General features: G+C 38.4%; 15 protein-coding genes, 1 tRNA gene and 1 pseudogene. 13 read left to right on the top strand and 4 right to left on the bottom strand.

Features of this window, described 5'->3' with window-relative positions; all coding sequences use genetic code 11:
• Positions 1 to 4: 4 nt before the first annotated feature.
• Positions 5 to 262 carry an HPr family phosphocarrier protein gene (locus JOC94_RS04045; RefSeq protein WP_077112873.1) on the top strand — a complete coding sequence of 86 codons (258 nt, stop codon included), beginning with the start codon at positions 5 to 7 and terminating at the stop codon, positions 260 to 262.
• A 55-nt stretch (positions 263 to 317) separates the two neighbouring features.
• On the opposite strand, the gene clpP is transcribed toward JOC94_RS04045, so the two are convergent.
• Complete coding sequence (clpP, locus tag JOC94_RS04050) at positions 318 to 926, bottom strand: ATP-dependent Clp endopeptidase proteolytic subunit ClpP (protein ID WP_077112872.1); 609 nt, start codon at positions 924 to 926, stop codon at positions 318 to 320.
• Between the two features lie 237 nt (positions 927 to 1,163).
• Here clpP and JOC94_RS04055 point away from each other — a divergent pair.
• From JOC94_RS04055 to JOC94_RS04065, 3 genes are all read left to right on the top strand, one after another.
• Positions 1,164 to 1,235: transfer RNA gene (locus JOC94_RS04055), tRNA-Arg, on the top strand.
• A 715-nt stretch (positions 1,236 to 1,950) separates the two neighbouring features.
• Positions 1,951 to 2,307, top strand: a complete 357-nt coding sequence (locus tag JOC94_RS04060) for a VOC family protein (RefSeq protein WP_077112870.1) — start codon at positions 1,951 to 1,953, stop codon at positions 2,305 to 2,307.
• A gap of 339 nt (positions 2,308 to 2,646) precedes the next feature.
• On the top strand, positions 2,647 to 4,326 hold the full coding sequence (locus tag JOC94_RS04065; RefSeq protein ID WP_077112869.1) for a hypothetical protein: 1,680 nt from the start codon (positions 2,647 to 2,649) through the stop codon (positions 4,324 to 4,326).
• Positions 4,327 to 4,833: 507 nt separating this feature from the next.
• Here JOC94_RS04065 and JOC94_RS04070 read toward each other — a convergent pair.
• Together JOC94_RS04070 and JOC94_RS04075 are read right to left on the bottom strand one after the other, a co-directional pair.
• Positions 4,834 to 5,385: a hypothetical protein gene (locus JOC94_RS04070; protein ID WP_077112868.1), complete on the bottom strand. Its 552-nt coding sequence runs from the start codon at positions 5,383 to 5,385 to the stop codon at positions 4,834 to 4,836.
• 26 nt (positions 5,386 to 5,411) lie between these two features.
• Complete coding sequence (locus tag JOC94_RS04075) at positions 5,412 to 5,765, bottom strand: DUF4064 domain-containing protein (RefSeq protein ID WP_077112867.1); 354 nt, start codon at positions 5,763 to 5,765, stop codon at positions 5,412 to 5,414.
• Positions 5,766 to 6,401: 636 nt separating this feature from the next.
• Here JOC94_RS04075 and JOC94_RS23470 point away from each other — a divergent pair.
• From JOC94_RS23470 to JOC94_RS04125, 9 genes and pseudogenes are all read left to right on the top strand, one after another.
• A pseudogene (locus JOC94_RS23470) lies at positions 6,402 to 7,185 on the top strand (pyridoxamine 5'-phosphate oxidase family protein).
• A gap of 241 nt (positions 7,186 to 7,426) precedes the next feature.
• On the top strand, positions 7,427 to 8,095 hold the full coding sequence (queC, locus tag JOC94_RS04090; protein ID WP_205178755.1) for a 7-cyano-7-deazaguanine synthase QueC: 669 nt from the start codon (positions 7,427 to 7,429) through the stop codon (positions 8,093 to 8,095).
• Complete coding sequence (gene queD, locus JOC94_RS04095; protein ID WP_205178789.1) at positions 8,095 to 8,583, top strand: 6-carboxytetrahydropterin synthase QueD; 489 nt, start codon at positions 8,095 to 8,097, stop codon at positions 8,581 to 8,583. The genes queC and queD overlap by 1 nt, the downstream gene beginning before the upstream one ends.
• A complete protein-coding gene (gene queE / locus JOC94_RS04100; RefSeq protein WP_077112864.1) occupies positions 8,576 to 9,304 on the top strand; it encodes a 7-carboxy-7-deazaguanine synthase QueE in 729 nt (242 codons plus the stop codon). The genes queD and queE overlap by 8 nt, the downstream gene beginning before the upstream one ends.
• A 775-nt stretch (positions 9,305 to 10,079) precedes the next feature.
• Positions 10,080 to 10,238 carry a hypothetical protein gene (locus tag JOC94_RS04105; RefSeq protein WP_205178757.1) on the top strand — a complete coding sequence of 53 codons (159 nt, stop codon included), beginning with the start codon at positions 10,080 to 10,082 and terminating at the stop codon, positions 10,236 to 10,238.
• Between the two features lie 340 nt (positions 10,239 to 10,578).
• Entirely contained in the window at positions 10,579 to 11,700 is a 1,122-nt protein-coding gene (locus JOC94_RS04110) for a sensor histidine kinase (protein ID WP_205178759.1), read from the top strand.
• Positions 11,678 to 12,367, top strand: coding sequence for a response regulator transcription factor (locus JOC94_RS04115; RefSeq protein ID WP_077112921.1), 690 nt, complete (start codon positions 11,678 to 11,680; stop codon positions 12,365 to 12,367). Before JOC94_RS04110 ends, JOC94_RS04115 begins: the two co-directional genes overlap by 23 nt.
• Before the next feature lie 246 nt (positions 12,368 to 12,613).
• Positions 12,614 to 13,222, top strand: coding sequence for a DUF5957 family protein (locus JOC94_RS04120; RefSeq protein ID WP_205178761.1), 609 nt, complete (start codon positions 12,614 to 12,616; stop codon positions 13,220 to 13,222).
• 305 nt (positions 13,223 to 13,527) lie between these two features.
• Entirely contained in the window at positions 13,528 to 14,028 is a 501-nt protein-coding gene (locus JOC94_RS04125) for a hypothetical protein (protein ID WP_077112859.1), read from the top strand.
• Between the two features lie 532 nt (positions 14,029 to 14,560).
• Here JOC94_RS04125 and JOC94_RS04130 read toward each other — a convergent pair.
• Positions 14,561 to 15,010: a YrvL family regulatory protein gene (locus JOC94_RS04130; RefSeq protein WP_205178763.1), complete on the bottom strand. Its 450-nt coding sequence runs from the start codon at positions 15,008 to 15,010 to the stop codon at positions 14,561 to 14,563.
• Positions 15,011 to 15,147: the final 137 nt, after the last annotated feature.

A 15,147-nucleotide genomic window follows, 5' to 3' on the forward strand; every position in this document is an offset into this window, starting at 1 on the left:
TATTTTGGCAGAAAAAGATGTAACAGTAAAATTAAAATCAGGATTGCAGGCAAGACCTGCGGCTCAATTTGTTCAGGAGGCAAATCGCTTTTCATCCGATATTTTTATTGAAAAAGACGGAAAAAAAGTAAATGCGAAAAGCATCATGGGCTTAATGAGCTTAGCTGCGGGTTCCGGAGCAGCCATCAAGTTGATTGCTGAAGGACCTGACGAAGAAGAGGCATTGAAGAAGCTTGCCGAATTTGTGGAAAATGAACAGTAAAACAAAAAGGCCACCCCTTGGATTCCGTAAAGAACCCGGGATGGCCTTTTTCATATCATTCATTTTTATCCGTCTTCAAACCTTCATTACGCTGGATAATATGGTCAATGAGACCGTACTCTTTTGCTTTTTCTGCGGACATGAAATTGTCGCGGTCAGTGTCACGCTGAATGACTTCGAGCGGTTGGCCGGTACGTTCAGCCAAAATATTATTTAATTTTTCACGCATGGAAAGGATGCGCCTTGCAGCGATTTCAATTTCAGTCGCTTGTCCCTGCGCTCCGCCAAGCGGCTGATGGATCATAACTTCACTGTTTGGCAACGCGTACCGCTTTCCTTTCGTGCCGGCTGCAAGCAGAAATGCACCCATCGATGCAGCCATGCCGATACAGATCGTTTGTACATCTGATTTGATAAATTGCATCGTATCGTAAATGGCCATTCCGGCTGTAATGCTTCCGCCAGGGCTGTTGATGTAAATGGATATATCTTTTTCAGGGTTTTCCGCTTCAAGGAATAATAATTGAGCTACGATGGAATTCGCCACCGTGTCGTTAATGGGGCTGCCGAGCATAATGATCCGGTCTTTGAGCAATCGCGAATAAATGTCATAAGCACGTTCCCCACGGTTTGTCTGTTCAATGACTGTTGGAATTAAGGTCATAATTTATCCTCCTCATTTTTCAAGGCTTTCAACAAGCCTTTGGTAATTTGTGTATTACATTATATGTAATGATATCATACATGGATGGTCAAGGAAGGTCAAACAATTCGCTTTCTTTCCCAAAAATATATTTCCATACAAACCATATTATCCATATTACCGCATTTTAAACTAAAATAAAGGTTGCAACCTTTATTTAATTGGACTATAATAATATATCGTACGGAAAAAAAACAAGCCCTCGTAGTGTAACGGATAACACGCAAGATTCCGGTTCTTGAAATGTGGGTTCGATTCCTGCCGAGGGCGCTAAAACTTTGAAGCATCAACGTTTGTTGGTGCTTTTTTAATTGAAAGACCGACAATAGTCCGACTGGCTAATTTATTTCCTCTAACTTACGTGAACAATTCTTCTATTGTTTTATTGGGCTGAAGCTTCGACATATGCCCATAGGTTTCTAATAATATACTTTTGTCTCCAATGTAATTTAAAACAGAAATACCAGCTTCCCACATCGTCATTTCATTAGTATGACTAAACATATGTGGTGTTGTGTGTATTAGACCATTACTTTTACACAATGTTTTTAGTGCCCCGCCATAGTTTGGCATTTTAATCAATTCGCCTAGGGATTCATGAAAAACACTTTGGTCTTTTCTTTTAATCTGAGAATCATTTGTTAGCCATTCATCCTATTTGGAAATGTAAAGTCATCCAAACCAATCTCTCTTTCTCCTGTTTTGTCGTGCCATCTTCTCTCATAAGTGTTTTATCCAAGTTTAGTGTACATTTATCCTCATCAAAGTCAGAGAGCCGCAGAGCGCAAATCTCGCCTGCCCTGGCGTCAGTTACTGACAGCAAGCGGGACGCAGGTTTTATTTTTTAACGGCCAAATGTAACAGTTTTAGCTCCAATAACCTGTAAATCCCATTATTTGCTATTATCCTGCCGAATCGATAAGATAAAAAAACAATGATGTTCTGTTGGATAAAATAAGATATGAAAAACGCAGGAGGATGTAGAATGAAGGTTAAAAGAATTGTTGCCAATGTGGAGACACCGAACATTTCTAAAGCAATGTACTTCTATGGAGAAGTGCTCGGACTTGACCAGTTGATGGATATGGGATTCATTGCAACTTATGGCTCCCATGAGAAAATGGACACTCAAATTAACTTTCTTTCAGAGGGCGGCTCTGGGACACCAGTGCCCGATTTGTCAATTGAAGTTGATAATCTTGATAGTGCCCTGGCTCGGGTGAAAAAAGCAGAGATTCCAATTGAGTATGGGCCAGTTGAGGAGCCTTGGGGAGTTCGACGCTTTTATGTAAGGGATCCATTCGGAAAGCTCGTCAATATTCTTACCCACCTGCAGGAATAAAATGAATCTTGCTTTTTTAAGACTGGTTCTTTGCCTTATTTGAGGAGTGTTTATCATCCACTATTGCGTTTTACTTTTTAAAAGTAAATGCCTGTACTTCCTTTAATGACAATAGCAAGTATGCTGAGTTTAGTCACTTAAAAGTATAAGTGATCTTCGCGAAATCCCAGTAATGATGGAAAAAAATGTGTTTTACTCTACCGCAATCATCCAGACTATGGTATTTTCTTCTTAAGAGATCAATCGCATGATTAGGTGAATGTTTCCCTTAATATGGCGGAAACTCTATGGGATCTCTGTATATGACAAAAAGAAGTATTATAGAACAGGGTGGGCAAATTGGTAGAACTGAAGTTAAGAAAAATTTTAAGAAAGCTCAAAAGCAAGCATCCGCAAACGAGATATGATGCGCTTGGTGAGCTTTTTCAATTTAAGCAGCAGGATGATCTTCAGGTACAGGTTGAAGTGCTTGTAGATTGTGTTAAAGTGGCTGCCTCCAAATTTCCTGAACGTGTGGATCATTGGGATAATCCTTCTTATTATCTGATTGATTTTGTCTGTGATTTTCCAATGCCGCAGATTATGGAAGCTCTTATGAAGCATTTCGATGATCTCGATATATATGCAAAGGAGAGGACAATTGAATTTTTATTAACGACGGAGGATGATAAGGCTTTTTATTTTCTTCAAGATAAAATCATCCATTTAATTCAAACGGAAGAATTTCCTCTTCCGATTAGAGCACTTGGTTCATACCCCGTTTTAGTGAAAAATATTCTAAATGCGACTTTGGACAAGATTCATACCGATTATTATAAATTCATGTTCTATCCTTTATTATCGATCATCAATGATTCAGGACTCGATCAAGGATATAAAAAAGAGTTCATTCTTCCTCTTTTACTAGAAGACTATCAGGCTGTAAAACAAGAATATTTACAGTTCGATCCTGATTATTCTACGAGATTTGTCTATGTGTCTTGGAAGGATAGTTATTTTCTGATTAGAAATAAAATGTGTTTGTTGATTCGTTTAATGAATTACTATTTTTCAGCAGAGATTGCAAAAGAGTTAAAAGATGCTTTATCTTTTCGCGATCCTATTATCAAGACTGATGCTTTGCTCGTCTGTATATCAAAAAGCTTGCCTTATGACGATCAGATATTACTGGAGTGTGCGACTCATATTGAAAGTGCTGAAATGCTCTATTGGAATTTTTTGGAACATAATTGGGAGCATCTTTATCCCGTTCACGAAGAAGTTCAGCTATTATTAGCGAGAACAAGGTTCTTTCATACAATAGCAGACAGCCCTAATGAAGATGGGACAGTGAACTATCCCGAGGATATTGAGATTGTAGACCACCTTGATACGGAAAATATCCATGGACGTCTTGTCCGTTACTATTTGATTCGTTTTAAGGTCCAGAATACTGAATATGCTGGTTGGGCCGGAGGCTATTCACTTGAAGCTGAAGACGCGCAAGGAACAATATGGGATGAGACATATTCAGATTATGTTGAATTTGACTCTGTAAGCATAGAAGAACATAAGCAAAAATTTCTTGAAAGAAGAGGCCAGTATTTTGATGCTCATGAGAACCATGTATTTTATGAGAGTTCACCGAAACTTGGTAGTGGTGTTTGGCTCACTTTAGGTCTGTTACTCCCGATTACCATAAAAACAGCCTATACAGTATTTGAGTCCCCGCTTAAATTTATTTTTACCATTGTCGCTTTAGCAATTGGTTGGTCTCTCAATGAGGCAAGAAGAAATAAGAAGAAAAAGGTGCTGATCATAGGTGACCAGCTTGTTGTTCAACACGGTTCCAAGCAGCAAAGTATTGAATTGCAAGAAATCGAGAAAATAGAGTACGACCGTAAGAATGTATTCGTTTATAATAAAAAACTTGAGCTAGCTTTCAAATTCCCGCTTAAATGGGTTCATTATTTTTTATTTCAACAACAAATGAACGAAAATGTAGCTCACTTCAAGAACAGACCATTTATACAGGCTTAGAATGTAAGCAACTGTCCCAATAGCGAATTCCATATGACTTCCTGGGACAGTTGTTTTTCTTTGATAAACCTTCTAAAGAGAAAGCGCGCCATTCGTAACATCAGGTACACGAACAACGCCGTGGAGCCAACATGTTAAGAGTATTGTTTTTGCCCATAAAAGAACTGTAAACGGATGGCGAGCTGACAGATAAAATAGCTCGAATAATGAAGTTACACACTTCATTTGAAAAACCTGCTCTTTGTTAGAGAATCGTTTCTGATAGGAAGTCCCCTGTCCCAGGAATACTGCCGGAAATAGTCGTTTCTCGGCCGCTTTTGCTCACTCCTTTTATTCTAATAGCGTTTTGACTGATTTACTTCCGAATACAAACGGTCTTTAAAAAATTAAATACTACGTTTTCTTCCTATATAAACAACAGATTGTTGCTTTTTTTACTTCTTTTGCACACATTTCAAGTTTCTCACTGATATTTGCATAAAAAAAAGCCCTTTCGGGCTTCTTTCATTACTTTACAGGAACTTCAAAGCTTACAGGCTCAGTTTGCATAAAATCGGCAGTAGTGATATCTCCAAAAACCAATTTAATGCTAGTTATAGATTCAACATCGATTTTCTTTCCTTCAGGAGCTAAAAATTCTATTACTCCATCTTGTTTCACGCCACCCTGAACTTCACCGCCGACTTTACCGGAAGTCATAAACAAATTTGCATCTAATTGCATGTCGCCAATTATAGCTTGGCCCTGGTCAGGGTAAAAATTTAGAGCAGCGCCTGTAGTATTTTCTATGTTCATACCTACAGAAACTTTATCCTCGGCAATTTTGATTTCACCAAGCGCAACCTTCATGCCCAAAACTTCTGTAGACTGATCGGAAGCGTCAAACTTTTTGGCTCCATCATCTTTGCTTTCCTCTTTGTTTTCTTCTTTTTTACCTGCTTCTTCTTTCTTTTCAGCTGTGTTTCCTTCTCCGCCTGTACCTACATCAGATGATCCGCAAGCTCCTAGCATCAAGCCTAAAATTAAAAATACTAAAAACAACCATGACTTTTTAAACATATGAATCCCCCTAATTTGTATGAATATTATGCACTTATCATTTCTGTTTTTGGTTTTGTTTTTCTAAAAATACCCATTAAACCTGCAATCAATAACAGCACAAAAGGCAACAAGTAAAGTAAAAAAATAGAGATTAATCCGCCTATTGCAGATACTAACATAAGTATCCCGCCGACTTTTGGTTTCCCTTTTACCATGACAGAGCCGATGATGCCCAAAATGGATAGAGCAATTGCAACCCAACCCGAGCTGATGATGGAGCTTTCTCCCGAGCTATTAATTGTAGCGTCTACTCCGCCAATAAACAAAGCCATTATTGCTCCAAAAAAACCAAAAATGCTGCCGATTAAACCTAGCACAAATTCAGTAGTCCTTTTCAACTGTGCACCCCCCTGTATGTTATTTTTATATAAACAAGAAAAAGGTCTTGTTTACAGCATGTATAATGGTTACATCTTCATTTTCATGAAGGTGTCGATACATTCGCTCTGCTCGTTTTCCTGAGAAAGTCAAGATCATCTGTATTTATGTATAGAGCAGAACAACTCGAATAAAAACAAAGAGAACATAAGTATGTCGTAAAAATGTAATGAGACAATATATCTAGTTTTTGTCTAAAATTTTTTATGTAAGATAACATTCAAATTTTTTAGAATGGACCACTTATTATCCGCGAAAATATATTTGTCGAGATTCATATTTTTTAAAATCAAACATTTTTTATTCGGTGATGTCTGATCGCTTGAATCTATGTTTATCCATTATCTCAGCCACACTAATGATCTACTTTCTCTTCATATGTCTTGTTGGAATTAAACATTACACACCCATTATATAACCTTACATGGTATCTTACTAACATGCAAGTGTTTGCGGCAATTTTTTCATATGCTTACATAATATGTTTCCCAGCCGCTGTAAAGGCGGGCTTAATTGGTGGATAAAAATAAGTGAAAGGTGCAGGTAGAACTGCTTTTGTGTATATAATAAAGGTAATAAAGGAGGAGTGATTCGGAATGGGGGTTACTCAACGGTTTAGCCAAACGATTGAATCTGAAGAAGAACTTCGTACCATTGTAGGGTTCCCTAGTACAATAGTAAAAAATAAGGTTATTACATATGTAGATGATCATTGTTCAAACTTTATTTCTAAATCACCATTTTTAGTTATTTCCACAGCAGATGAAGCTGGTTATTGCGATGCTTCTCCAAGGGGAGACATGCCAGGGTTTGTTCTTGTCTTAGATGAAAAGCATTTGATTATACCAGAAAGACCGGGAAATAGAAGAATTGATTCTATGCGTAATATTTTATCCCGCATGTAAGGTGCCGTAATACTCCCGCTTCAAGACCTGAGTTGATACAAAAGGTCTAAGTGAGAGCAAACGGCACCTAAATGCCCGATTCGTTCAACTAACATTCAGTAGGAGAAGGAAGAAAACGCCTACTGAATGAAGTTTCACTTTATCCAATCCCAGAGTGGGCCTTCTTTTTATCATCCCAGGTATGGAAGAAACGCTGAGAGTGGATGGCAAGGCAGTCTTAGTGAAAGATGAAGAACTTCTTGAAAAATTGAAAGTGAAAGAACGAAAACCACTATTAGGTATTGGTGTAGAAGTGGCAGAATGTTTTATCCATTGTGCCAAAGCATTTAAACGCTCTCATTTATGGCAACCGGATTTCTGGGAAGATAAAGAAACATTGCCTTCTGCTTCAACCATTTTATCTGCTCACTCGAAAATGTCAAATCAAGATGTTGTTAATATGTTAGAAGAAAGTTATACGAAAAGGCTTTATTAAGTTTCCGTTGTTGAATTGAAATAGCTACTAAAAAGAATATGCACCATCATAGTTGGCGATAGGGAGACTGATATCCGACCGGAGGGGCAGTCTCCAAAGTATTTTTCGTTTATGCTATAATGAGTTGACAACTCGATAATATGTGGTAGAGGTTCTAGCCCCCCTCGTTAAAAAAACTAAGCAGAAGCAATACTTCTATCTTGGGGGTATTGTTTTTTCTTTTTTGTAAAGGAGTTTATCAATGCTAAAGAATGAAAAAGCGATTGTGGTTTTTAGTGGTGGACAAGATAGTACGACGTGTTTATTTTGGGCATTAAAAACGTTTAAGGAAGTAGAAGCTGTAACATTTGATTATCAGCAAAGGCATAGAAAAGAGATTGAGTGTGCCAAAGCGATAGCACAAGAGTTACATGTCAAACATCATTTGTTGGATATGCAGCTGCTAAATCAATTAGCTCCGAATGCTTTGACAAGGGATCAAATTGAAATAACAAACGAAGAAGATGGAGAGTTGCCTTCGACGTTTGTTCCAGGGAGGAACTTGCTCTTCTTTTCATTTGCCGCTGTTTTGGCAAGCCAAGTGAATGCGAAGCACATTATAACGGGTGTGAGTGAAACGGACTTTAGCGGATACCCCGATTGTAGGGACGCTTTTATAAAATCTCTAAATGTGTCTATTAATTTGTCAATGGACAAGCAGTTTGTCATTCATACTCCACTCATGTGGCTAGACAAAGAAGAAACTTGGAAACTAGCCGATGAATTACATGTGTTAGATTACATCCGAGATAAAACATTGACATGCTACGAAGGAATCATCGGTGATGGCTGTGGCGACTGTCCTGCATGTCAGTTGAGAAACAAGGGGCTAGAAAAATACCTTACAACACGAAAAGGAGGGGAGGCATGATGGGCAAAGACTTTTTCGGGTTTCGAATTGTAGAAGATTTACAAAAGCTGGGCCGGGATATTCAAAAAGATGAACTTACATACCATCATAAACGCGTACTTGTCAGTAAGGAGTTTACCTTTGATGCGGCCCATCATCTTCACTGTTATGACGGGAAATGCAAAAATCTGCACGGGCACACTTATAAAGTCATATTTGGTATTAGCGGGTTTGTCGACGAAATAGGTCTTGTGATTGATTTTGGGGAAATCAAAGAGATTTGGAAAGAGGAAATTGAAATTCAACTTGATCACCGCTATTTAAATGAAACCTTGCCAAAAATGAATACAACTGCTGAAAACATGGTTGTTTGGATATATGAAAAAATGAGAGATTCTTTGAAAAAGAGGGCAGGAACATATAATGATGTAAAGGTGGAATTTGTTCGTTTGTATGAAACCCCTACTAGTTACGCGGAAGCTAGACGGGAGTGGATGGAAGTTGAGTAAAGTACCTGTAATAGAAATTTTTGGACCAACGATTCAAGGAGAAGGGATGGTTATCGGCCAAAAGACGATGTTTGTCCGAACAGCTGGTTGTGACTACTCTTGTTCATGGTGTGATTCTGCTTTTACGTGGGACGGTTCAGGAAAAGATACGATCAAGCTCATGGACGCGGAAGAAATTTGGCAAGAGCTCAAGTTACTTGGCGGTGATGGTTTTACTTTCGTGACGATATCTGGCGGCAATCCCGCATTATTAAAAAACCTCAGCTATTTCATCAACCTATTAAAAAAGAACAACGTACAAATCGGCTTGGAAACACAAGGAAGCAAGTGGCAGGATTGGTTTTTGGAAATTGATGAATTAACGATTTCTCCAAAGCCGCCAAGCTCTGGGATGGTAACGAACTTTTCCGCGCTTGATATGATTTTTGACAAACTAAAAAAAGCTGGCCCAACGCATAGCAGTAGTTTAAAGGTCGTTGTTTTTGATGACCGGGATTTCGACTATGCAAAACAAGTGCACTATCGATACCCGGAAATTCCATTTTATCTGCAGGTAGGAAACGCCGATCATCAAACACGTGACAATCAACAGCTCGTTGAACGGTTATTGCAGAAATACGAATGGCTTGTTCATAAAGTAGTAGCAGATAACGAATGGAGGAATGTGAAAGTCCTGCCCCAGCTTCATACGTTGATTTGGGGAAACAGGCGTGGCGTTTAAGAGCGATTGTAAGATGGCAGTTGATATGGTATTACCGCAAAAATTTTTGATGCTGGGACATAACTAAATCAGCTGATGAAAAAACGAACAATAAAGTGAAACTTCATTCAGTAGGGCTACTACTGAATGGTAGTTGAACCAATCGGGCATTTAGGTGCCGTTTTCTCACACTTAGACCTTTTGTATTCACTCAAGTTTTTGAAGTGGGAGTCTAACGGCACCTTACATACGGGATAAAGTAAAACTTCATTCTGTAGGCGATTTTTCCATCTCCTACAGAATGTTCGTTCAACGGCTGGGACATAAGTTGAAAGCTGATTCATATTCGTAAAATCGTGAGAATAAAACCACGTGAAATCAAGGTTTTAAACTTGATTCCACGTGGTTTATTTCATTTTTACAGGGTTTTGTCCGGGCCCCTTTGCTATTTCATATTTGCTTATGTCCCGGCCCTTTTTTATTCTTTCAAAAATAAGTGATGAAGGAGGAGTCGTTTAGAACCCGATTGAGAGTGAAACGCTTTTTTTAAGGATTTAAGAAAAATGTAATCACTTCGTAATTGTTTGGTTAGAATCTTTGTTTACGATTTTGATGTATTCGAAATGGCACCCGAGCAACGGAGGAATTACTATCTGTTGCTGATACGGAAAAGAAGCGGGCTAGCGTTTTCCGATAGAGCTGCCGTGGGCATACTGCTGTTTATTGCTGCTGACTGAAACTTGCTCTGGAACGTCATGAAGATGGATCCGTTAGAGGCCAGGGAGAGGATTGAATAATGAGAAATGACATTTTAAAATTGGAACATAATGGAGATGCGCAAGCAAAGGTTCTGAAAGTTTTTTCATTGGCAGTTAAGGTCCTTACGTTCTGGAAAAAGCTATTTAATGGCGCCGATAGGCAGACTCACCATCGGCCGTGGATTCCAAGTCTTTAAACTGGGAGTCCGGCATGTCGATATGAGTCTGGATGGGAGAGGCGGCCAAGCATCATTTCCCAAAACAATATCAACGGTTGGCACTTGCGAGAGCTTTCATCAATCATTCTTCCATTACTTTCGCTGATGAGCCGACAACGCTCAAAGCAGGGAAGGCGAAAGGAGAGTAGTTGAAATACCTCAAGGTTAAATCCCGCAAAAGCGCCCATCATTGAAGAGCGTATGTTTGATCTCTGTAAAAGTTATCAGATCGGTAATGATAATAATGAGTGTAAAAGATTCGTTTCGTACACTCCGTTTGAGTCACTTTTATATAGCAGTTCATTATTGGGGTGAATAGATGTCCATCAAAAAACGTTTACTTTTATCAAATATAGGCATGGTGATCATTCCTGTTATTTTATTTATTGTTTTGGAAATGATTATTGGATATATTTTGTTTTATCCTTTGAAAGGTGAGATCAATAAAGCATCACTGGATTTTTTTCTGTCGATTAGGCTTTTCATTTTAATCTTTGTACTTATCTTAACGAATGGGCTTTTGACATTTTTAGTGTCAAAAAGTATTATTAATCCACTCCGAAATTTAAAGAAGGCGACCCGTGAAATCAGCAGTGGAAACCTTGATGCGAAAGTGGAGGTAACAGGTTCAAACGATGAATTAAGTGAACTTGCCCATGCTTTTGAAATTATGAGGCGTAAGTTAAAGGAAGCACATGATATACAAAAACAATATGAAGAAAACCAGAAGGAGTTAATAGCGAGTATCTCGCATGACTTGAAAACCCCTTTGACAAGCATCAAGGGATACATTCGGGGCATTTCTGATGGAGTAGCCAATACACCTGAAAAGATGGATCGCTATATAAAGATCGTTGAAAAAAAAGCTGATGAAATGGAATCATTAATTTCCGAGCTGCTCCTGTACTCCAAACTGGATTTACCCCATGTTCCTTATGAAATGCGTGAATTGGATTTGTTAGCGTATTTCGAAGATTATTTGGAAGATTTACGCCCCCATTTGGCCAAGCGAAACATTCACATAACGTTGGAATATGATCGCAGCCATTCTTATTTGGTTATGGCCGATCGAGAAAAACTGAATCGTGTCGTTGCCAATATTGTCCAAAACAGCATTAGTTTTATGGATAAGGAAAATAAACATTTGAAATTCAAGTTGACATCAAACAACAAAGAGGTGCTGATTGAAATTCAAGATAATGGGATGGGTGTTTCAAGAGATGAGTTGCCCTATCTGTTTGACCGTTTCTATCGCACCGATGTGTCCCGCAATTCAACTACGGGAGGCAGTGGACTGGGCTTGGCGATCGTTAAAAAAATCATTGATGGCCACGGCGGGGCAGTTTGGGCAAGAGGTGATATTGGACAAGGATTACGTATATATTTCACTTTGAAAAAGCGAGTGGAGGCGGATCATGTTGAGCAGGATATTGGTGATTGAAGATGAACTGAGTATTGCCGAGCTGGAGCGGGACTATCTTGAATTGAACGGATATGAAGTTGATATTGCCACAAACGGGCGGGAAGGACTCAAATTATTTAAAGAAAAATCGTATCGGTTAGTTCTTTTAGATGTTATGCTTCCCGACAGTGATGGTTACGAAATTTGCAAACAAATGAGAGATATATCCGATATCCCAATCATCATGGTGACTGCTAAAAATGAAGACATAGACATGATTAGGGGACTAGGGCGTGGTGCGGATGACTATATTGAGAAACCTTTCAATCCGAATAAATTAATAGCTAGGGTAAAGGCTCATATAGCAAGATATGACCGCCTTGTATCCCGCGACCAAAAAGCACTGGACGAAATAAAAATAAGAGATTTGCTCATACAGCCTGCTACTCGGAAAGTATATGTACATGATCAGGAAAAAATATTGACAGCCAAAGAGTTCGACTTGCTTGTCTTTTTAGCTTCTTCACCAAATCAGGTCTTCAGCAAAGAACATTTGTTGGAACAGGTGTGGGGATTTGATTTTTATGGCGACATTACGACTGTTACGGTACACATCAGAAGACTTAGAGAAAAAATGGAGGAAAACCCCTCCCAACCAGAATATATTGAAACCGTTTGGGGTGTTGGGTACCGATTGAAACGATAAGCAGGAACCGGGACAAAAGTTGAAAGCTAATGGATATTCTTAAAAATCGTGAGAATAAAACCTAAACCGCGTGAAATCAAGGTTTTCTAAACTTGATTCCATGCGGTCTTTTCATTTTTATAGGGTTCTGTCCCGGCTTTTTTTGTAAAAAACCACATTTAATATTTATGTAAGAAATTCATAAGAGTGTTGTTAGAATGGCTGGATAAAATGACGTTGTAAATAACGTAAACCGGAGGGAATCATATGAATGAAACAATGTCACGAAGGCCGTTACTTCAAAATACGTATATAGGATTGGGCTTTATTTTTTTAGTTTGTTTATTGATTCAATTTTTGCTGGCAGGTTTGTCTATTTTTAAAGATCCGGCAACATGGGCCGCCCATAGAAATTTTGTCCATTTGTTTGGCTATACGCTCCCTATACTGATGATCATTTGTTCAATGATGGGAAGATTTTTTGGCCTTATTTACAAAGAGTTGTTGGCTATTTTTCTTCTCATTTTCTTGATGTACCTAACTGCAAATTCGGGCTGGAAAGTTGGCTGGTTAGGCGCCCTTCACCCGGTTGTGGGCTTACTTTTAATGTGTGTAACAGGTGTTGGTTTAGTGAAAGTGTACAAAAGAGGCGGGCAGAAAACCGATAAAAAAGTGGAGAATAAGAAGAGAGGACTCATTTCGTTGGTTTTGATCGGTGCTGTCGGCGGTTTTGTTGCCGGGCTTCTATTATCAAATATAGTAGGGGGGATTGGAGTTATTCTATTTGAAAAAGCAATAGGGGTTCAATTTTTGCCAATCTATCTTGCTGTTATTTCATCTATTATGGTTCCGGTTTTAAAGTACCGAAGAGAATAAAATGAAAATGCGAGTCTAGAGATGAAGCCATCTGATAACAGGTATTATGGATTGGATATATAAGATAGTTACCGTTGTAGAAAATGCCAATCATGAGGTTTCCAGATGTTGGGCATGAACGGAAGGCTGCCTTTACAGGATGGGCAGGTTATAAAGACTTTTGCCAATTTGATGAAAATGGACGTAATAGAACTCACTCTGGCTGTGGAATTGAGCTCAGAAAAAAGCATATGCCATCTTTTTACTGAGGATAAAAGATTAAGTATATGGCATTTTCATTACCCTACTAGAAAAGAGGAAATAAAATGAAGCAAAAGATAGCTTATGTCTTTATGTTATCCTACCTGTGGGTAACGTTGATTATGTTGGGGGCTTTTGCTCTGGAAGTTTTTATGGTGTATCCTAATATATTTCACGATGTTCCAAATTCATTTGAAATTTCAATGGACTTTATGAAAGTGGCCAGTCCACACACTTTCTTTCCTCCTCTTGGATTGGCAAGCTGGTTGACTGGCCTGGGAGCTTTAATCCTGAGTTGGGAAGCAAAAGCAGCGCGTTACTGGATATTAGGAAGCATTATGGTGATGATTTTATTAGGGTTGATATCAATGGTGTTCGAATGGCCCCGAAACGAGATTATGTTTATCGAAGGAAATAAAGTACATTCAGTTGCTTTTCTTAAACAAACCGCCCGCGAATTTTTGGTCATCAATTGGTTAAGGATAGCATGTAATACGATTGGCGCAGTCCTAGTATTTAAGGGTTTTCTGATGTTTTATCAGTATAGATTGCGTGAAGGTAAATGATACTCGACGAATCAGCGATATTGTGAAACATGCTTCCTGGCGAGAGCCAGACTCCCTTGGAGCGTGTTCGATAAACTGTAAGCCAAACAGGGATCTTCTAAAAAGCCCCAAAAATCTATCAGTCGGAAGAAAACAAAGTGTTTTCCTTCGGCTGATTTTGTACTTTCAGGCCCTCACCTTGCAAGCAACTGAGGTGGGTAATTCATTAAACAAAACTATAACTAAAATAAAGTTTCATTATACTGATTGTAAAGGGATTTACTTCGCCTTTCCGCTTATATTTCTCAGCTCCCAAGCTCTCACAATTGCGAACTTTACTAGTTATTGGATCCTATAAGGCCGAAAATTGTTTAAGGAATGATTCGATATCCTTTACATTCTTTGAATGTGAACGGCCAGTTTATTGCTGAATACCCTACGATGATTTGTATAAACTTCCAGAAAATTGAATGGGTCATGGCCGATATTGAAACGACGAGGGCCTTTAAAAAGTGTTAAAGGTGGTCATGATGCCCAATGAAAATATTCAACTTTACACTGACTTTTTTTCGTCTGTTTCCATTGCGAAATCTATTATTGCAAAAATTAAAGATAATATCATTTTCGTAATGAACTGCAAATCAATAGAATTCATGAATGCATCCAAAAAGGAAATGATAGCCCAGTTTACTAAAAATGAAAACATGAATAGGCCCATTTTCATATGGAGTTTTGACCATTTTCCGGAAATCTTCATTAAAGAGAGCAAAACTTTTACGACACCATCGCCAATAATTCCTAAAAGAAAATAAAATAGGGTAAACAAAAACAGTGACCAAAGAGTATCGTATTTGACGCCTAATATGCTGAATAAACCTAGAATCCCAAAATAATAAATTGCTATTACAAAAGCAATTGCCCCTACTACCAATAAAGTAAGGATCGTAATAATAAAAACCTTTGATCCAAAGCTTTCATCTTTGGATGATGTATGATTGCTCATTAAGAAACACCTCGCTTCTATTATAACAATAAGGGGTAGCATCCAAAAAGGATATTTACAAAAATGAAACACGATACATCAAAAAACACGAAAAAACTTTTATGAGAGGACGTTATTTTGGGCAATTAGTTGCAGAA

It is taken from the genome of Siminovitchia thermophila (assembly GCF_016909185.1).
Taxonomy (GTDB): domain Bacteria; phylum Bacillota; class Bacilli; order Bacillales; family Bacillaceae_C; genus Siminovitchia; species Siminovitchia thermophila.

Excerpts from the sequence above, each read along its gene's own strand:
- clpP (WP_077112872.1), bottom strand. The coding sequence starts at position 926 with ATGACCTTAATTCCAACAGTCATTGAACAGACAAACCGTGGGGAACGT.
- queC (WP_205178755.1), top strand. The coding sequence starts at position 7,427 with ATGCTAAAGAATGAAAAAGCGATTGTGGTTTTTAGTGGTGGACAAGAT.
- JOC94_RS04110 (WP_205178759.1), top strand. The coding sequence starts at position 10,579 with ATGTCCATCAAAAAACGTTTACTTTTATCAAATATAGGCATGGTGATC.
- JOC94_RS04105 (WP_205178757.1), top strand. The coding sequence starts at position 10,080 with ATGAGAAATGACATTTTAAAATTGGAACATAATGGAGATGCGCAAGCA.
- queD (WP_205178789.1), top strand. The coding sequence starts at position 8,095 with ATGGGCAAAGACTTTTTCGGGTTTCGAATTGTAGAAGATTTACAAAAG.
- JOC94_RS04070 (WP_077112868.1), bottom strand. The coding sequence starts at position 5,385 with ATGTTTAAAAAGTCATGGTTGTTTTTAGTATTTTTAATTTTAGGCTTG.
- JOC94_RS04060 (WP_077112870.1), top strand. The coding sequence starts at position 1,951 with ATGAAGGTTAAAAGAATTGTTGCCAATGTGGAGACACCGAACATTTCT.
- JOC94_RS04130 (WP_205178763.1), bottom strand. The coding sequence starts at position 15,010 with ATGAGCAATCATACATCATCCAAAGATGAAAGCTTTGGATCAAAGGTT.
- JOC94_RS04125 (WP_077112859.1), top strand. The coding sequence starts at position 13,528 with ATGAAGCAAAAGATAGCTTATGTCTTTATGTTATCCTACCTGTGGGTA.
- JOC94_RS04120 (WP_205178761.1), top strand. The coding sequence starts at position 12,614 with ATGAATGAAACAATGTCACGAAGGCCGTTACTTCAAAATACGTATATA.